At 62.5% G+C, this 19090-nt stretch carries 14 protein-coding genes; 3 read left to right on the top strand and 11 right to left on the bottom strand.

Annotated features, from left to right (window positions below; genetic code table 11):
- Positions 1 to 11 precede the first annotated feature (11 nt).
- From typA to N3J91_00820, 7 genes are all read right to left on the bottom strand, one after another.
- On the bottom strand, positions 12 to 1853 hold the full coding sequence (gene typA, locus N3J91_00850; protein MCX8154992.1) for a translational GTPase TypA: 1842 nt from the start codon (positions 1851 to 1853) through the stop codon (positions 12 to 14).
- 247 nt (positions 1854 to 2100) lie between these two features.
- Positions 2101 to 2538 (bottom strand): hypothetical protein, encoded by a 438-nt coding sequence (locus N3J91_00845; protein ID MCX8154991.1) that lies wholly within the window; start codon positions 2536 to 2538, stop codon positions 2101 to 2103.
- 8 nt (positions 2539 to 2546) lie between these two features.
- Positions 2547 to 2825: a hypothetical protein gene (locus tag N3J91_00840; protein MCX8154990.1), complete on the bottom strand. Its 279-nt coding sequence runs from the start codon at positions 2823 to 2825 to the stop codon at positions 2547 to 2549.
- The gene (locus N3J91_00835) at positions 2822 to 3427 is read right to left on the bottom strand and encodes an RNA polymerase sigma factor (GenBank protein ID MCX8154989.1); all 606 of its coding nucleotides are present in this window, start codon (positions 3425 to 3427) and stop codon (positions 2822 to 2824) included. The genes N3J91_00840 and N3J91_00835 overlap by 4 nt, the downstream gene beginning before the upstream one ends.
- Before the next feature lie 197 nt (positions 3428 to 3624).
- The gene (aceE, locus tag N3J91_00830) at positions 3625 to 6249 is read right to left on the bottom strand and encodes a pyruvate dehydrogenase (acetyl-transferring), homodimeric type (protein MCX8154988.1); all 2625 of its coding nucleotides are present in this window, start codon (positions 6247 to 6249) and stop codon (positions 3625 to 3627) included.
- Between the two features lie 242 nt (positions 6250 to 6491).
- Positions 6492 to 7235, bottom strand: coding sequence for a DUF4412 domain-containing protein (locus N3J91_00825; GenBank protein ID MCX8154987.1), 744 nt, complete (start codon positions 7233 to 7235; stop codon positions 6492 to 6494).
- Between the two features lie 120 nt (positions 7236 to 7355).
- On the bottom strand, positions 7356 to 10196 hold the full coding sequence (locus N3J91_00820) for a hypothetical protein (protein ID MCX8154986.1): 2841 nt from the start codon (positions 10194 to 10196) through the stop codon (positions 7356 to 7358).
- A 240-nt stretch (positions 10197 to 10436) separates the two neighbouring features.
- Here N3J91_00820 and N3J91_00815 point away from each other — a divergent pair, with 240 nt between their 5' ends.
- Both N3J91_00815 and N3J91_00810 read left to right on the top strand, forming a co-directional pair.
- The gene (locus N3J91_00815; GenBank protein MCX8154985.1) at positions 10437 to 11714 is read left to right on the top strand and encodes a uroporphyrinogen decarboxylase family protein; all 1278 of its coding nucleotides are present in this window, start codon (positions 10437 to 10439) and stop codon (positions 11712 to 11714) included.
- A gap of 24 nt (positions 11715 to 11738) precedes the next feature.
- On the top strand, positions 11739 to 13028 hold the full coding sequence (locus N3J91_00810) for a competence/damage-inducible protein A (protein ID MCX8154984.1): 1290 nt from the start codon (positions 11739 to 11741) through the stop codon (positions 13026 to 13028).
- Between the two features lie 55 nt (positions 13029 to 13083).
- Here the strand turns inward: N3J91_00810 and N3J91_00805 are convergent, their stop codons facing one another.
- On the bottom strand, positions 13084 to 13317 hold the full coding sequence (locus N3J91_00805; protein MCX8154983.1) for a ferredoxin: 234 nt from the start codon (positions 13315 to 13317) through the stop codon (positions 13084 to 13086).
- Between the two features lie 188 nt (positions 13318 to 13505).
- Between N3J91_00805 and N3J91_00800 the strand changes: the two genes are divergently transcribed.
- Positions 13506 to 16490 (top strand): PQQ-binding-like beta-propeller repeat protein, encoded by a 2985-nt coding sequence (locus N3J91_00800; GenBank protein ID MCX8154982.1) that lies wholly within the window; start codon positions 13506 to 13508, stop codon positions 16488 to 16490.
- Positions 16491 to 16538: 48 nt separating this feature from the next.
- On the opposite strand, the gene N3J91_00795 is transcribed toward N3J91_00800, so the two are convergent.
- The 3 genes from N3J91_00795 to N3J91_00785 form a co-directional block, all read right to left on the bottom strand.
- The gene (locus N3J91_00795; GenBank protein MCX8154981.1) at positions 16539 to 17912 is read right to left on the bottom strand and encodes a cellulase family glycosylhydrolase; all 1374 of its coding nucleotides are present in this window, start codon (positions 17910 to 17912) and stop codon (positions 16539 to 16541) included.
- Between the two features lie 79 nt (positions 17913 to 17991).
- Positions 17992 to 18408 carry a C4-type zinc ribbon domain-containing protein gene (locus tag N3J91_00790; protein ID MCX8154980.1) on the bottom strand — a complete coding sequence of 139 codons (417 nt, stop codon included), beginning with the start codon at positions 18406 to 18408 and terminating at the stop codon, positions 17992 to 17994.
- 258 nt (positions 18409 to 18666) lie between these two features.
- Complete coding sequence (locus tag N3J91_00785) at positions 18667 to 19074, bottom strand: PEGA domain-containing protein (GenBank protein MCX8154979.1); 408 nt, start codon at positions 19072 to 19074, stop codon at positions 18667 to 18669.
- Positions 19075 to 19090 lie beyond the last annotated feature (16 nt).

Here is a 19090-nt window from a genome sequence, read left to right as displayed (position 1 = left end):
AGGGTCAGGCGTCAGGCAGCCGGGGCGATGACCCGCACCCCGCCCTTCTGGGCGGCACGCTTGCGTTTGGTCTCGTCCAGCTCCTTCTTGCGCAGGCGTAAGCTCTTGGGCGTCGCTTCCACGTACTCATCCGGCCCGATGTACTCCAGGGCGCGCTCCAGGGACATGCGCAGCGGCGGCTCCAGTTGAATGCCCTTGCCCTCGCCCTGCGAGCGCATGTTGGTCAGATGCTTGGTTTTGCAGGGGTTGACGGGAATGTCATTCTCCCGGGCGTTTTCCCCCACGATCATGCCCTTATACACCCGGTCGCCCGGCTCGATGAACAACCGGCCACGCTCCTGATTCATGTTGAGGGCATACGCCGTGGCGATGCCATCCTCGATGCTGACCAGCGAGCCGTTCTTGCGTGAAATGATCTCCCCGCGGAATGGGCCGTATTCATGGAACAAATGGCTCATCACCCCCAGCCCGCGGGTCATGTTCACCAGATCCGTCTCAAAACCAATCAACCCCCGCATGGGAATCAGCGCCTCCACCGTCACGTGCTCGCCATGATGATCCATGTGGGTGATCTCCGCCTTGCGGTTGGCCAGGTTTTCCAGCACCGGCCCCATGTACTCCTTGGGGATCTCCAGAAACATCTTTTCAATCGGCTCCAGCAGGTTGCCCTGGGCATCCTGCCGGAAAATCACCTCCGGGCGGGACACCAGCACTTCATAGCCCTCCCGGCGCATTTGCTCCACCAGAATGGCGATTTGCATCTCCCCGCGCCCGCTGACATTGAAGATGTTGGGGGCGTCAGTATCCTCCACCCGCAGCGACACGTTGGTCCGCAGCTCCTTCATCAGGCGCTCCTTCAAATGGCGCGCCGTGACCAGGTGCCCCTCCGTGCCGGCCAGCGGCCCGTCATTCACGGCAAACTGCATCTGAATGGTGGGCGGATCAATGGGCACAAACGGCAGGGCGGGACGCTCTTCCGAATCGGCGATCGTCTCCCCGATGAACACCTCTTCAAAGCCGGTCACGCCCACGATGTCGCCGGCATGAGCCTCGGGCACTTCGATGCGCTTGAGGCCTTCAAAATGGAAAATGGCGGTGATTTTGCCTGGCGTTTTGGCGCCGTTGCCGTGCAGACACACGGCGTTGTCGCCCACCTTGATTTTGCCGCTGTAGATTTTGCCAAAAGCAATTCGCCCGAGGTAGTCCGAATAATCCAGATTGGCCACCAGCAGTTGGAAACCCTCGCCCGCTCGCGCGCGCGGCGGGGGGATGTGCCGCACGATGGCCTCGAAGAGCGGCCCCATGTGATCAGTGGTGTCCTCCAGTTTCTCGCGGGCGTAACCATCCTTCGCGCTGGCATAAATCACGGGGAAATCGAGCTGCTCATCGGTGGCATGCAGCGAGAGAAACAAATCAAAAACCTGGTCCAGCACGCGATGCGGCTGCGCGTTCTCCCGGTCAATCTTGTTGATGACCACGATCGGCTTGGCCCCCGCCTCGAGCGCCTTCCGCAACACAAAACGGGTCTGGGCCTGCGGGCCTTCCGCGGCGTCCACCACCAGCAACACCCCGTCAATCATGTTCATGATGCGCTCCACCTCGCCGCCAAAGTCGGCGTGGCCGGGAGTGTCCACGATGTTGATGTGGTAATCCTTATATTTGAAAGCGGCGTTTTTGGCGCGGATGGTGATGCCTTTCTCGCGCTCCAAATCCATGGAATCCATGATCCGCTCCTCGGCCGCAATGGCCTGATTGGCGCGGAAGGTGCCCGACTGTTTCAACAAGCAATCCACCAACGTGGTCTTGCCATGGTCCACGTGGGCGATGATCGCGATATTGCGAATGTGCTGCATACGTTTCCTGACGCCGGCGGCAAAACCACCGCCGGCTTAATATACACAAAGGGCCGGCGTTTGGCAGCCTCCGTGGTGCCGCAGGCCGGGTCTGGCCCGGCGGGCAGCGTAGTGTGCCCTTTTTCCGCCAAACGTCAAGTGGGCGAAAATGTCCCCCACCCCTTCCCTCATGTTCAAGGGATTACCCCCCCATCTTAAAGCTTGACAGCAGAAGCAGCGCCGGAGCCCCCTCCCGGCAGCCCGGCCCCTAGTGTGTCCCGGGGTTGTCCGGTTTTTCCGGTTTTTCCAGTTTCTTGAGCCGCTCCTGAAAGGCGCGCCGCTGGGCCGGCGTCAGCTCCGCCTCAATGTTGCGATGCAACTGGCGCAGCGCCTGCTGCAGCTCCTGGCGGGTGTTGGACTGGATGCGGCCCACTTCCTGCGTAAAGGCCTGATAATGTTTCTCGATGGCTTCGGCCTGCTCGGCAGTGGGGCGTATGGCCCGCAGGTAGCTGGCCTTGCGGCTTTCCCCCCAGCGGCGGGTCAAATTATCAGCTCGCGCCGTTTTGTTGGTGGGGGCGGGCGTGTTGACCGCCGCCGGCGGAGGGGACGGCTCCTCGGCGGCGCCCCCACGCCGGGCCACCACCCAGCCCGTGGCCACGCCCAGGCCAAAGAGCGCCGCCAGCGCAAGTCCCGTTTTCCATGCCACCCAGTTGATCACGGCAGGGCCTCCTCAAGCACCACTTCCGCCAAATCAGGCTCCCAATCCGTACCCGGCAGGATGAGCCAGCACAACAACACGATCACCGTGGCCACCGGCAGCGCGCGCACCGACATCTCCCACCACAATTCCAAGGGCACCGTCTGCGCGCGGGCCAGCCGCGACATTACCCGGCCATGAAAGCCCAACGGCGGCGCCCCGGCCGGCGCCGGCCGGGGCCAGCGCCGCCGCGCCACCGTGCTTAGCTGCTGCCACGGGGACAGATCGGTTTTCATAGCCTGCTTCCCAATCGTTGCATCCATTGCCGCAATTTGCGCCGGGCCCGAAAGGCGCGCACCCGGATTGCCACGCTGGACCACCCGGTCAACTGCTGCACTTCAGTGGCCGTGCGGCCTTCCATATCCAGCATCTCAATAACCACCCGCTCCTCCGGCGTCAACCGGGCCAGCAGTTTTTGCGCCAGCTCCACCGTCCCGGTCTGCAGATCCGCCAGCCGCTCCGGCGACACCAGACTATGCTCCAGCGCCTGGGCTTCTTCTTCCGTCAAATCCGCCAGCCGCCATTCCTTCTTGCGGCTTTCGGCCCGCAGATAATCAAGGCATTGGTTGGTGGCGATGCGCGCCACCCAATGCCGCAGCGGCGCGCGTTCGCTCCACGCGCCCAGTTTTTCAAAAAACTTGACCAGCACTTCCTGCGCCACATCCTGCTCCGCCGCCGCCGCAATGCGCCGGGCGCGGATAATGGCCATCACCGTGGGATACAGGGCGTCAATCAACGCCCGGGCCGCGGCCTCATCGCGCCGGCGCAGCCACGCCTGCACCCAGCGCTTGAGGTCGGCCTCTGTCGGTTCTCCATGAGCCGCTGCATCCCGGGACACCCCATCAATCTAACGAGAGTCGCCCCCCAAGTGTTACTAAAAAATCCAGGATGCCCCCCCCTTAACCAGGAGCTGGAATACGCGGGTTTGCCGCACTGACCCGGCAAAACGCCCCCCGGCTGGCTTTCCGCCAATGCGCATCGGCGTCCCACCCCCTCCGGCAGCAGGGGCTCAGCCCACGTCAGGGGGTCTCCACCTCACACCAGCTCCGGAAACGCCTTCTCCGGATCCACGCCCAAATCGTGGATGGCCTGGGTGACCACTGCCGGTTTAATTTTGCCACGCAGGCTCAACGCATACAGCGTGGCAATGACCGTGCACTCGGCGTCCACCTCGAAGAACCGGCGCAGCCGGGCGCGCGTGTCGCTGCGGCCAAAACCGTCCGTGCCCAGAGTAAAGAGGCCGCCCGGTACCCAGGGCGCAATCTGATCCGGCACGCTCTTCATGTGATCGGAAACGGCCACAAAAGGACCGCTTTCTTTCTCCAGCAGAGTCTCCACATACGATTTCCGCGGCGCCGCCTCCGGATGGAGCATGTTCCAGCGGCGCGCCAGCAGGGCATCCGTGCGCAGCTTTTTGTAATTGGTGGCGCTCCAAACATCGGCGCCCACGCCGTACCGGGAGGCCAGGATCTCCTGAGCCTTGAGGGCGGAATGAATGATCGTGCCGCTGCCCAGAATGTGGGCCTTGTGCTTCAAGCCCTCCGGCGCCGCCTTGTACTTGTACAACCCCTTGAGGATGCCCTCCTCCGCCCCGGCCGGCATCGGGGGCATGGGGTAATTTTCGTTGTACAGGGTGAGGTAGTAAAAAATATCCTCGCCCTCCTGATACATCCGGCGCAAGCCATCGCAAATGATGACAGCGATCTCGTACGCGAAGGCGGGATCGTACGTCAACAGCGTGGGGATGGTGCTGGCCAACAGCAGACTGTGGCCATCCTGGTGTTGCAGGCCCTCGCCATTGAGGGTGGTCCGCCCGCAGGTGGCCCCCAGCAGAAAGCCCCGGGCGCGGATGTCGCCCGCCAGCCACATCAGATCCCCCACGCGCTGGAAGCCAAACATGGAATAGTAAATGTAGAACGGCACCATCGGGATGCCATGCGAGGCATAGGCCGTGCCGGCCGCGATGAAGGAGGCCATGGAGCCGGCCTCGGTGATGCCCTCCTCCAGAATCTGGCCATCCCGCGCCTCCTTGTAATACGAGAGCGATTTATGATCCACCGGCTCGTAGAGCTGGCCTTTGGAGGAGTAAATGCCAAATTCCCGGAAGAGCGGATCCATGCCGAAGGTGCGCGCCTCATCCGGAATGATGGGCACGATGTGCCGCCCCAGGTTTTTATTGCGCAGCAATCCCACCAGCAGCCGCACAAAAGCCATGGTGGTCGAGGCCGGCGTGCTCGAGCCTTTAAGAAACTCATTGAAATCACTCAATTTGGGCGTCGTCAGCGGCGCGGCTTTGACCTTCCGCTGCGGCAGAAAACCGCCCAACGCTTTGCGCCGCTCCAGGAGGTATTTGCTCTCCGGACTGTCCGGCGGCGGCCGGTAAAACGGCGCCTCGGCAATCTCTTCGTCGCTGATGGGAACGCCAAAACGGGCGCGAAACTCGCGCAGCTCCTTTTCGTTGAGCTTCTTCTGCTGGTGTGAAATGTTGCGGCCTTCGCCGGCCTCGCCCAGGCCGTAACCTTTGACGGTTTGCGCCAGGATCACCGTGGGCTGCCCCTTGTGATGCACGGCCGCATGATAGGCCGCATACACCTTGCGGCGATCATGCCCGCCGCGCATGAGCTTGCGCAACTGCTCGTCAGTCAGATGATTGACCAGCTCGAGCAGCGGCGGGGATTTGCCGAAGAAATGCTTGCGGATATAGCTGCCGGGCTCGACGGAATATTTTTGCGATTCACCGTCAATGGTCTCCTCCATCCGCCGCTTGAGCAGGCCGGTTTTGTCGGCTTTGAGGAGCTTGTCCCAGTCGGAGCCCCAGATGACCTTGATGACGTTCCAGCCGGCGCCGCGGAAGGCGCTTTCCAACTCCTGGATGATCTTGCCATTGCCGCGGACGGGGCCGTCCAGCCGCTGCAGGTTGCAGTTGACCACCCAAATCAGGTTGTCCAGATTCTCGCGCGAGGCCAGCGTGATGGCGCCCAGCGTCTCCGGCTCGTCCGATTCGCCATCGCCCACAAAACACCACACCTTGGGCTCCTCGCCCTTCAACAAGCCGCGGTTTTTCAAGTACCGGTTGAAACGCGCCTGATAAATGGAATTGATCGGCCCCAAGCCCATGGACACAGTGGGGAATTGCCAGAACTCCGGCATCAAATAGGGGTGGGGATACGAGGACAACCCGCCGCCCTCCGCCAGCTCCTGGCGGAAATGGTGCAGGTGCTGCTCGGTGAGCCGGCCTTCCAGAAACGCCCGCGCATAAATCCCCGGCGCGGCATGCCCCTGAAAGAAGACCATGTCCGCCGGGCGATCCCCGTCACCCCCGCGGAAGAAATGGTTGAAACCCACTTCATACAGCGTGGCGCAGGAGGCGTAGGTGGAAATGTGGCCGCCAATGCCGTCATTGTCCTTGTTGGCATTCACCACCATCGCCATGGCGTTCCAGCGGATGTAGCTCTTGATGCGCCGCTCCAGCTCGGGATCGCCAGGATAATCGGGTTCCTCCTCCGGCGGGATGGTGTTCAGGTAGGGGGTCCGCACCACGTGGGGCACTTCGAGACCGGCCTTGCGCAACCGCTCGATGAACGTGCTCATCACCATGCCGGCCTCTTCCGGCGGTTCTTCCGCCAGCGAGACTTCCAGGAGGTTTTCGCAGCAGGCCATGGCGGCATTCAGCGCCGCCCGCGTGGCCCGGCTCATGCCGGGGACGCCTGCGCCCAGGGGATCCGTTGCTTGTTCCGGTTTCACAGCGTTATCGTGAGGGGGCACCACGTCCGCAAAGAGGGGAAAAGCTCAACACGAGCGCCGTCTGAACGGGCATCGTCCGCCCTCGAGTGCCCCAATATATCCGCCCGGCCGGCGGTTGACAACAGCAGGCCCACCCGCCGCCAGGCCCCGCAGCCGCTTCAGCGCGGCGGCTGCATCTGCTTCATCATCACTCCCTGCATCAACTCCATCATGCCGGGGTACTTGGTATAATCCGCCGGCAGGGCAAACGTCTCGGCGGCAGGGCGGTCCAGCTTGATGTCCTTGTAAAGGATGGTGACTTCGTTGCCTTTTTCGCTGGTTTGAATCTTGACGGGAAAATCCTTGAGTTTGGCCGCCTGCCACACCATGACCTCGCGCTTCTTGCCCTGATCGTCCTCGAAGGTGTAGCGGTATTTGGCGCAGTCGTAGCCTTCAACTTTTTCCTCTCCCAGCTTGGTGCGCTCGATTTTGGGTTCTTTGTCCAGCGCCTCCGCCTGTTCCTTGGGCAGGGGCATGTCCGCGTAGGCTTTGGCGGTGGGATAAATGAGCTGCAGGCGCTTGGTCTGCTTGTCCACAATGGTGGAAATCTTGTCCATGCCCATGGCTTTCAACTGGGCCGCCATGTCCGCGGAAATGTCCGGGCCCTTGATCTGGCCCAGATCCATGTCCAGGCGGATCTTATCGTCCAGCAGGGCAAAATTTGCCAGCAACGTGGTGATGCCCTTGGCTTCTTTCATCGCAATGTCCGCCTTGGCACTGAACCCTTTGATGTCACCGAAGAGCTTCGTAAAGGCGGCGTCAAAGGCGGAGCCGGGACCCGCCCCGCCCACTTGGGCGCGGCCCACCAAAGGCAGGGCAAGGAAACACACTAGAAGGACTGCTGGCCGGAATATCTTTTTCATAAATGTAAGTTTAACTTAGCCGCTTTTTTGGGCCTGGCCAGTAAATTATTGGCCGCCCCGCCGGGCGCCAGCCCCCCTCCGGCATGCTCCCAAATTCGGGGATCCCAAGGCCGGGGCCGGTCAATCCACCTCGCCCACCCGGTAAAAGCGGCGCGGAGCCAGCCGCGGATCCGGCGTGACGTAGTGCATGGGGTTGTTGGTCGCGGTGATCAAGTCCAGGCTCTGCCACGGGCCGGTGATGTCATCCGCATACAAAATCTCGTAGTTGTAAGCCGGGAAGGCCGGGAAGGTCAGACGGAACTGGCGGTTGGTCAGCAGCGTCACCCCGCTGATCGTCTGGTTGGTGGACAGGATTTTCAACGTCACCCCCCCCTGCGCGCCATATTGGCCTTCCACAGAGATGTTGTAAGTGGTGTTGGACGTGACGTTGAGCATCAGGCGGCTGTAGCGGGCGCCTTCCTTGGCAAAATCATTTTGCCCCAGCAGGTTGGCCACGTTGAAGTTGACCCCGCGGAAAACCGCCAGCACGGTGTCAATGCTGCTCCCTTCCGTGGTAAAAATTACCCGTCCGGTAAAGGGCGCCGTCCAGCTCCACCAAACGGAGCCGCCCCCCACCACGCTGGGGTTGGAGTATTCGCCCGTTTCCCGCGTGGCATTGACCGTGGTGCCCGTCACCACCGCGGGGAACCCCACAATCGCCAGGCGGTTGGAAAACATGTCATTGGGGGGCGCCGTAAGCTGCTCCAGTTGCAGGTTGATCACCCCAAAATCCAAGGACGGCGGGTCACTCACAAGAGCCGTGTCCACCGCGATGTAATACGTCCGGCCCACCACAGCCGTGAAGGTCACCGAGCTGTTAGGGGCGAACAGGACATCATCATTATTGGTGGCCACCACCGTCAAAGCATTCAGCGCCGTACCCGTGTACACCGCCAACACTGTGTCCAAGGGCGCCCCGGAATTGTCTGGATGCCAGGACAGGCTGTCGTAGGTGTTGATGGTGGTCACCCCGTTGCCCGGCGCCGTCCAGCGCCACCACAGGGAGCGCCCCCCGGCCACGCCGGCGTGATTGGGCTCGCCAGCTTCCTTGGTCGCAATGAGATTGGTGGCGGTCACCTGCACCGATGAACCGGACAAGGGCGCGGCATTGGCCCAGTTGTCATTGGGCAAAGCCGGCATGGGTTCAAAATACAAATTCACCACCGCCTCGCCGTACTCGCTGGCGGCCACGCCCGTGACCTGAATCTTGTACTCGCGGCCGGGTATCGTGGGAAAACTCACCCGGCTGCGGAAATCGTTGGTGCCATAAACATTCCAGGCCACGAGCTGGTAATCCGTAAAATCAGCATTGTTGCCCGTCCACACCCCCAACAACGTGACAAAACTGCTGTCGGCGGTGTCAATCGTCACCAGGCCGTTGGTGGGCGCCACCCAGCCCCACCAGAGGGTGCGCAAATCGCGCTCCGCGTTGGGCGGCAAGGGCTCGCGGTTTTCCGCATTGGCGCGGCCATTGTAACTATAGCTGGTGGCCCGATGACCGGTGAGCATGATCCGGTTGGCTACCATGTTGTTGTCCGGCACGATGCCCAGCTTGATAAAACCGTAATTCTCCGTGTTCACGTCATACGCGCCATCCACAAAAATGTAATAAGTCTGGTTGGTGCGGGCGTTGGCCAGGGGCACCAGACTGGTGACATCGAAGGCCGAGGCTCCATTATCATCACTGGTATCAGGCCCCACCGCCCATGCCAGGCCGGCGATGGTGGGAGGATTCTGGGAGTTGGTCAGCACGCCTAAAAAGGTGTTGAACATGCTCCCGTAGGTTGTGATTAGATAATTGCCATTCGCCGGCGGGGTCCATTTCCACCAAACCGACTGCCGCGGGAAGAAGCGCGTGTTGAAAGGATCATCCTGCGTGGCGTTGGTTTTGTTTTCCTCCCCATCCTCCTTGGTAGCCAGGCCGTTCATGCCGGTGGCCCGGACCACGGCGCCCGTCAACGCAATGGCCTGGCTCAGGTGGTCATTGTGCGGTTGGATGCGCAGAGTGATCTGGCCGCTCTGGGTATTGGTGACCCCGCCGTCCACCCATTGGGCGCCGTCCACCGCAATCCGATACACATCGGCCGTGCTGGTAACCGTCACCGCGATCAAATTGCCAAACTGGTCAATGGATGCATCCCCCCCCCAATACACCTCGGTATCGGAAGCCACCTTGACAATATTTGTGATGGCCGGGCCGGTGGCCCGATAGACCGAAAGCACCGTCTGGCATGTGCTAGGATAGGTGCTGATCAGGTAATTGCCAGGCGCCGGCGGCGTCCACTCCCACCACAACGATTTCCCGGGGGGATTGGTGCCGCGATTGATCGAGCCGGTGGCGTGGGTATGCTCATAAGGCTCCTTGCCCGCCTTGCCGTTGTAGGAAATCTGCTCGACAAAGGCCCCCCGCACCACCCGCCGATCGGCAAACAAATCGTTGTTCGGCATAATGGACAACCGCACCATCCCCCCGCCACCTGCCCCCACACCGTCCACCACAATTTTGTAGGCCACACTGGCGCTCGCGTTGGTGAGCGCGATCAAATCCCCCATGGGCATCCCCCACGGATCCACGCCGTCATTATCCACCGCCACCAGGCTCAGGGCATTGACACTGTTGCCGGTGAATATGCCCAACACCGTGTTGAAGGAGCTGCCATAGGTGGTGATCAGGTAATTGCCGTTGGTGGGCGGCGTCCACTCAAACCAAACCGTCTGGCGGCTGGCGCTGGGCAGCAACACCGGCTCCCCGGCCTCGGCAGTGGCCCCCAGGTTGTCCGTGGTCACATCCACATAATTCGTGCGGGGCAGCACCCAACGCTGTTGGAACCGATCATAAGCCGGTGCCGCGGCCGCGGGGAGCAGGGACACCAAAAGCACGCATGCCAGCCATCCGGCGGGGTTATGTTTCAGAGCCATCATGTGTCCACCAGCATGGCACAAAAAAGCCTGAATTTCAAACCTTTCCTGCCGCTGGCGCCTCTCCCGCGCATGTTCGCCGCCCTTTATTTGCCCAACCGCCAGAGCTTGGGAAAACCGCCCCCAGACCCGGCCATTCTTCCGCCCAGCCACGGCAGGCAGCCGGCCCATCACCCGCCCCCCTGGAGTTACCGATTGGAGTTTAGACTTGGAATGGCGGCAGGGTGGCGATACCAAAAGGCCATGCAAACCATGACTCCCCGCGAGCGTGTGCGCACCGCCTTGAATCATCGCGCCCCGGACCGCGCGCCCATTGACCTGGGCAGCACCTGGGTCACCGGCATTCACGCCAGCACCTACAGCAAGCTGCGACTGGCCCTCGGCCTGCCCCCCAAACGGGTCAAAGTGGACGAGCCTTACCAAATGCTGGCGGAGGTGGAGCCGGAAGTGGCCGATCTGCTGGGGGTGGATACCGTGACCGTCAAACTGCCCACCACCATCTTTGGTTTCCGCAACCAAAACTGGAAGCCTTTCACGCTCTTTGACGGGACAGAAGTGCTCGTGAGCGAGTTCTTCAATGTGACGGTGGATGAGCAGGGGGATCTCCTGATGCACCCCCAGGGCGATCTCAACGCACCGCCCTGCGCCCGCATGCCCCAGGGCGGAGATTTCTTTGATGCCATCGTGCGTCAGGCACCCGACGCCGAGGAGCATCTGGACCCCCGCGAATTCGCCGAGCAGCAGGTCAGCCGGCACACGGACGAAGACCTGGCTTTCTTGCAGCGGGTGACCGATGACCTCTACCGCCACACCGATAAATCCCTGGTGGGCTGCTGGGGGCAGGGCGGCTTTGGGGACATCGCGCTGGTGCCCGGCCTGAATGTCGCCCATCCCAAGGGCATCCGCGATCCCCAGCGCTGGTATGAAATGCTGGTGGAACGCCCCGATTACATCCGCGAAATTTTCGAAATCCAGTTCGAGATCGTCTTTGAAAACCTGAAGCTCTACCGACAGGCGGTGGGCGACAAAATTGATGTGCTGGTCATCAGCGGCACGGACTTTGGCAGCCAGCGCGGGCCGTTCATCTCACCCCAGATGTACCGCGAGCTGTTCAAACCCTACCACCAACGGCTCAATGAATGGGTGCATCAAAACACTCCCTGGAAAACTTTTTATCACTCCTGCGGCTCCATTGTCGCTTTTTTGGACGATTTCATCGAGGCGGGCGTGGACATCATCAACCCCGTCCAATGCTCCGCCGCCGGCATGGAGCCGGAGAAGTTGAAAAGCCGGTACGGCGATCGCCTCGTCTTCTGGGGCGGGGGCGTGAACACCCAACAAACCCTGCCGTTTGGCACGCCGGACGAAGTGCAGCAGGAGGTGGCCGAACGCCTCCGCGTCTTCAATCAAAACGGCGGCTTCGTGTTCAACACCATCCACAACATCCAGGCCCGCACGCCCGTGGAAAATGTGCTGGCCATGTACGAAACCGTCCTGGGACGCAGCTTGCGGCGCGCGTGAGGTTGGGGCTACCTTCCCCTCGGCATGACGGCGCGCGTGGAAATCATCAATACCGGCTCCGAGCTGCTGCTGGGCCGGGTGCTCAACACTCACCAGCTTTGGCTCTGCCGGCAACTGATAGATGCCGGCTTCCTCGTTCATCGGCAGGTCACCGTGGCCGATACCGGCCCGGAGATTGCCCAGGCCGTGCGCGAGGCCCTTGCGCGGGCGGAAATCGTCATCACCACCGGCGGCCTCGGCCCCACCTCGGACGACCTGACCCGCGACCACGTGGCCCAACTGCTGGGCCGCCGCCTGCAGGAAGACGCCGCTGTGCTGGCCCACATCGCCGCCTGGTTTGCACGCCGTCAGCGCCGCCAGCCCCCCACCACCCGCGTCCAGGCCCTGGTGCCCGAAGGCGCCACCGTCCTGATGAATCAATTTGGCACCGCCCCCGGACTGTGGCTGGAGGTGCCGGCGGGCCGCTTTCGCGCGGAGGGCGGCTCGGTGCTCATCATGTTGCCGGGACCGCCCCGCGAGCTGCAGCCCATGTTTTGCGATCAGGTGCTGCCCCGCCTGCGCCAGCATTTCCCCGGCCGGGAGGAATACGCCGTGGTCACGCTCCGCTCCACTGGCCTGGGCGAATCGCGCGTGGAGGAAATGATCACCCCGCCCTTGCAAGCGCTCCTGCAGCAAGGCCTGGAGCTGGGCTTCTGCGCGCGCCCGGCCGAGGTGGACGTGCGCCTCTCCGCCCGCGGCCCCCAGGCGGCGGAGCGGGTCAGCCAGGGCCGGCAAATCGTGGAAAAACTGGTGGGCCTCTGGATTTTTGGGGAAGGCGATGAAAAGCTGGAGGAAGTGGTGGCCCGTCTGCTGTTACAACAAAAAGTCCGGCTGGCGCTGGCGGAGTCCTGCACCGGCGGGTTTGTGGCGCATCGGCTTACCAACATTCCCGGCATCTCGCAGGCGCTCTGGGGCGGAGTGGTGGCCTACGCCAACGAAGCCAAAAGCGCCTGGTTGGATGTGCCCCCCGAGCTGCTGGCCGCCCATGGGGCGGTGAGCGCCCCCGTGGCCCAGGCCATGGCGCAAGGAGCCTTGCGCCGCGCCCAGGCCGACGTGGCCGTGGCCCTCACCGGCATTGCCGGGCCGGGAGGCGGCACCCCGGAGAAACCGGTGGGCACGGTCTTCCTGGCGCTGGCGTGGCGGGACGGGATTCACGTGCAAGCGCACCTGAATGCCATGGACCGCGAGACGTTCAAATACGTCACCTCGCAACAGGCCTTGGACTTGTTGCGGCGCCGGCTGCTGGGCCTGCCCCTCGAACAGGGGCGCCCATGAAAAAACCCCGTCAGCCGGGCGCTGGCGGGGTTGGATAAAAATCAGTCCTACCGGCTTACTCACCATCACTGCCGATGGCTTCCACCGGGCAGTTGGCAATCGCCTCTTCGCACTGTTTGACTTCTTCCTCGTTTTCCGGTTGTTTGAACACGTAGGAAAAGCCGCCTTCCTCGTTGCGCTTGAAGTTGTTCGGCGCGGTCTCCCGGCACAGGTCACAATCAATGCATTGATTGTCCACGTAATACTTGCCCGGCGCGTTGATCGGGTATTTGTTTGCTTTGTCAGCCATAAAAGATTCCGTGTTAAAAGCGTTAAACTAACGGACAAATCTTGCGGTTTCCCCCCTGCTTGGCAAGCCACTTTTGGCAAAATTTTGACGTTTTTTTGCCGTCTAAAAACCGCTCGCCACGCCCCGCGCCGCCGGGTTATGTTACTGCGGCAAGCCGTATGCGCAAGTCAGGTCCCGCATCTTCCTGGATGGCCGCAATCCTCGCAGCCCTGAGCTGCAGCGCCTGGATACTCTGCGCGGCCGAGCCCGCCTCCCCCCCACGCCCTTTTGCGCTGCAACGCGGCTTGGTGGCCCTGCCCGGAGACCGCGGCGCGCAAACCGCCCTGCAGCTTTGCCGCGGCTCCGAGCTGCTCTGTTATGTGCAGCTCCCCACGGCCGCCGAAGTGGAAACCGCCCGCCAAAACGCCGCCCGGGCCGGATGGTACGGAGTGCGCATTTTCATCGAGGAAGGCCCCCTGGACCGCCTGCACCTGGCCGATCACCTGGCGGATGTCACCCTGCCCTTGGGCGCAGCCTTGAAGATGCCCGAAGCGGAGGCCCTGCGCGTCACCCGCCCCGGCGGGCAGCTCATTCTGGGGCAGAAGACCCTCATCAAACCCTTTCCTCCCGGCGTGGATGACTGGATCCACCCCTATCACTCCCCGGATAACAACCCGGTTTCCCGGGACCAGGTAGCCCGGGGCCCCTATCTCACCCAATTCCTGGCGGATCCGCGCTACGCCCCGCTCCCCCAGGTCGCCGTGGCCGCCGCCGGCCGTATTTTCAAAGCCTTCGGGCACATCGCCTTCAAGGAACGGGAGGAGCCCTGGTTGAACACGCTGGCCGCGTTCAACGGTTACAACGGCACCCTGCTCTGGCGGCGCGAAATCTCCCCCGCGTTGATGGTGCATCGCAATACGCTCATCGCTACGGCCGACCGTCTCTATTTCGGCGATGATCGCTCTTGCAAAGTCTTCGCCGCCGCCACCGGCGAGCTGGTGGACGAAATCGCTCCCCCCGCGGATGTGGCCGGCGGCACTTTCTGGAAATGGATGGCGCTGGAGGACGGCGTGTTGTACGCCATGATCGGCCCCCAGGAAAAGCGGGATCCGGTCATCCGCGCCCGCAGCACCGGCCACGGCTGGCCCTGGAATCCGCTCTCACCCGGCTTCAATCAACCGGAGAATCCGTGGGGCTACGGTCACACGCTGCTGGCCATTCACCCCGAAACCAAGCGCATCCTCTGGCGGCATGTGGAGGAAAAACCCATGGATGGCCGGGCCATCTGCCTGAAAAATGGCCGCCTTTTTCTTTTCAGCCACGGGCAATACCTGGTGGCCCTGGAGGCCGCCACCGGCAGGGTAATCTGGCGCAAAACCCCGGAAAACGCGCCCGACTTGTTTCAAGCGCTCGGGCCTTACCTGGGACGGCAGGACTGGCGCACCAACTGGCGCACCACCGCCCTCATGCGCGCCGGCGACCAGGCCCTTTATTTTGCCGGACCCGCCATGGCCAGACTGGCGGCCGTGTCCACGGACGACGGCCGCCTGTTGTGGACGCAACCTTATGACAATTATCAACTGGTGCTCTATAACAACGCCCTGTACGGCATCAGCGGAGAAATTGACAAGGAAATCAGCCGCAAGTTTGATCCGCTGACCGGCCAGGTGCTGGCCGAGATTGCCATCAACCGCCGCGCCTGCACGCGCCCCACCGCCACCCCCGACGCCATCTTTTTCCGGGCGGGAGAAGGCTCGGTGCGGCTGGACACCACCCAGGACCGCCCCCAGCTCGTTTCCCCCATGCGCCCCAACTGCCATGACGGGGTGACCGTGGCCAACGGCCTGCTCTACTGGTGGCCCTCGGTGTGCGATTGCAATTTGAGCCTCTATGGCATCACCTGCCTCGGCCCGGCGGGAAACTTCGACTTCAATCAACCCGCCCGTGAAAGTGAACGCCTCCAGCGTTTCCGCGCCCCCGGCAATCCCCCGCCTCTGGTGCCCGCCCGTGGGGATTGGCCCGTGTTTCGGGCCGATGCGCAAGGCTCGGTGCACACTCCCGCCACCGTGCCCGAAAAGGCCCGCCAGCTCTGGGAAACAAACCTGCCGCCGCAGGTCATCCCCACCCCGCCCACGGCGGTGGAGGATTTGGTCTTCATCGGCGGCTCGGATGGTGTGGTGCGCGCCTTGCAAACCACCACCGGCCGGGCCGCCTGGACCGCTTTTACAGGCGGCGAATTACGCCTGCCACCCACCCTGGCCGGCGGCCGCGCCCTGGCGGGCAGCGGTGACGGCTGGGTCTATTGCTGGCGCGCCCGTGACGGCGCATTGCTCTGGAAATTCCGCGCCGCCCCCCTGGAGCGGCGGATTCCTGTCTATGGCAAACTCCTGTCCACCTGGCCCGCCGCCAGCGGGGTGCTGGTGCAGGACGGCGTGGCCTTTGTCGCGGCCGGTTTGGCCAATTACGACGGCACGCATGTTTATGCCCTGAATCTGAACGACGGCAGCCTGCGCTGGCAAAACAACACCTCCGGCCATCTGGATCGTGACAGCCGTACCGGCGCCGGTGTGCAGGGGCATCTGCTGCTGCTGGACCAACGCCTGTTCATGGCGGGCGGCAACGCCGTCTCACCGGCCGTCTATGACCTCGCCACCGGCCGCTGCCTCAATGAGGAGGATTTCACCCAGAAACAAAAACGCGGCAATCTCATCGGCTCGGTCAGTCCCCGCGGCTGGGAGCTGTACCTGGCTGGCAACGAAGTCCGCGTCGCCGGCAAGCCGTATTACGCCCACCCCCAGTGGCCGGTGTTCGACGACTGGGTCCTGAAAAAGACCCTCTACGTGACGGCGCAAGGGGTTGACCTGGCCTGGGCCAACACCAGCAAGCTCATGTGCTTTGACGATTTGGGCCAGAACCGCCCCGCTTTTCAACGCGCACAATGGGGCAAAACGGACATTAAAAATCCCGCTCCCCGCTGGAGCCACGACACGCCGGATGGCCGGGCCATGGCCGTGGGCGCCAACGCCGTGGTGGTGGTTTCCGGGGCGGAAATGGTGGCGCTGCGGCTGCAGGACGGCGCCACGCTATGGAAACTGCCGCTGCCCGCCGCCGCCGTGCCGTGGGGCCTGGCCCTTACCCGTGACGGGCGCATCATCGTTACGCTGGAAAACGGCCGGGTGCTGTGCTTTGGGTAGGCACGCAGTTTTTCACCCCCTGCGTTGAATACCCCCTGACAACGGCGGTTATTCCAACATCGCCGGCACGGGAGGGGGGCTTTGGCGGAAAGATTGGTAATAGCGCTCAAGGTACTCCCGCCCGGCCGCCTGACTGGTGATCAGCAGATCCCAATCCATTTCCGGCCGCTGTGGCAGTGGCCGCGGCGGCAGGGACCGGCCCTCCACACAGCGGGACAGCCGGTAAAACTCACGTCCCCAGGCCTTGGTCTCGCCCTGGGCCGTCATCAGCCCGGTCAGCTCGCTCACATCGGTGGCTTCCGGCTGATCATAAAAACCCCAGTTCAGCCAACCGGTCACCAGCCCCGCCGTAACTTCCACCAGCCGGCGGCACCAGCGGGCCTGCTGTTCTTCGTCCGCGGCGGGATGCCGCCCGCCATCAAAACGTGGTTTGGCCCCGCCATACCAGCCCATCTCGGCAATCACCACCGGTTTGCCGGCCCGGGCCACCTCCCGCGCCAGACATTCGGCATACGCCAGATTGCGCCATTCCTCCTCCGCCGAGCGGTATTCATAGGCCCCTTGTGCCAGCGGATAAAAATGAAATTCCAGGAAGTCCAAAAAGGGCGCCTGCCGCAACGGCTTGAAGGCGGAATAATGCCGCATGGTGGGCAAGACCGCCGGGATGCTCCACTGAATCAAGCCCACCGTGACGAGGGCGTTGGGATCCACGCTCTTGATGGCCGCCACCTGCCGGCGCGTCCATTCATCCGCCACGGACTCCCGAAAATGCTGGTAATCCAACAGCCACGCGTTGCGCGGCTGATCCTTGGCCTCCGGTGCCCGCAGGCCGTTGGCAAAAAAATTCTCCGGCAAACCCCATGCTTTGGCGGCCTGGGCAGGCGTGCCATACCGCGCCGTCACCCATCGGCCATAACGCTCCTGCAACGCCGGCGAATCCCAGGGCAATTCCGGCTCATTGAGCAAATCATAAGCAAAAATGACCCCGCGCCCCTTGTACCGGGCGGCAAACAGCCGCCAGAATTCCTCCAGGGCGGCGAGGACTTCCTCGCTGGCCATGCGATCCCGGGCCGCCCACGGCGGCAAGCCTTCCCAATGATCCGGCCCGGTGGGGTGCAGGTAAATCCCAAATTCCTCCCCCAACGCCAGCATTTGCTCAAACCGCTCCAGCCCCTCGGGTGACAACTTTCCCTTCTCCCAATAAAACGAGCCGTAGGTGAGAAAAACGCGCACACAATTCACCCCATGGGCCTTCATGCGCGCGAAATCCTGCCGCGTGGCGGCGGCATCGAATTTCTTCCAAACCTGGGGCGCCCACCCCGTGCCGGGGCGGTAATAGTTCACCCCAAAAGGCACATAAGGGCGGCCCGCAGCCGTGATAAAACCGCGACTGTCGGGCGCAATGCGAATGGCCGGCAACACAGCGGCCCCAGACGCAGCGGCCCCCCCACCAGCCAGGAAAAGGAAGACTGCGCCCTGGAAGATGTGAAGAAGGGCTGATTTACTCCACCGGGACTTTCTTGCTGACACGTTTTTTACGGGCTTTTTTGGCGGGCGCTTCCGCAGCGGCTGACGCGGCCTCCGCCGGGGGTTCAGGTGGCGTTTCGTCAATGTACAAATACCGGCCGCAATTGGCACAAAGCTGAATGTCATCCTGGCGCCGTAACGTGGCCAGAATGCCCGTGGCCACCACCATGTGGCAGCCGGCGCACACCCCGTTGCGCACCGGCGCAATACTCTTGCGCCCCCGGGCGCGCATCCGGTCATGATGGCCGAGGATGTTGGGGATCAATTTCCCCCGGATGATTTCAATTTTGGCTTGGATTTCAGCCTTGCCCGTACGGGCACGGTCCAGTTGCTCTTCCAGTTGGTGAAGTTCCAGCAGATTCTGAATGGTCGCAATGACAACGTCATTCATAACCCCATAGTACTACTCCTGCCTCCGTTGAACAGTCCAATTAAAAAAAGTCCGCCCGCTCCAACCGGGCACCGCCATGCGGCCTGCCGGTCTAAAATCAACAAAATGAACCTCTCACCCCTTGCGGCTTATGGTCTGCAGTACATGCCGGATTTCCCCTCCTTAACCGGCCAAACCACGCAGCGCCTCCACGCGCCAGCCCGAGCCAATTACCTGGCACGTCTGCGGCCGTTCCGGTGCTTTAATCTGGCAGTCTCATCATTTCGTCTCCGGTTTCTGTGCCTCGGGGACGGGACCGAAGTCGAAGAAAATCTTTCGGGGAATCCTGTCCTCCTCGGTAAACCATCCTCCCGTGCGAAATTCCTTCGTCTGCGGCTGCTGCCCCGCCCGGACCGGATAGGCCGTAATCCTGAAGTGATAACTCCCAAAATTATGAAACGTGCCATCCTTGTCCCCGAAAATCTTGATCGTGCAAGGCGCTTTGCCCACGTACTCGTTGTTGACCTCAATGCGGGCGCCCGGCTCGCTGGACTCCACCTCCACCAAATAGGCTATCGTGCCATCCGGTCCCCGCTCCGGCTTTTGCGCGGTGGATTTGGACGTGGCACAACCTGCCAGCGCGAGCAGGCCACCAAGGATAAGACTGGTTATTAATGCTCTTTTCATAGTTAAAATGGCGTAA

The sequence above is a fragment of the Verrucomicrobiia bacterium genome (assembly GCA_026414565.1).
Classification (GTDB): Bacteria; Verrucomicrobiota; Verrucomicrobiia; order Limisphaerales; family Fontisphaeraceae; genus Fontisphaera.
This window is presented reverse-complemented; position numbering and strand designations above follow the sequence as displayed.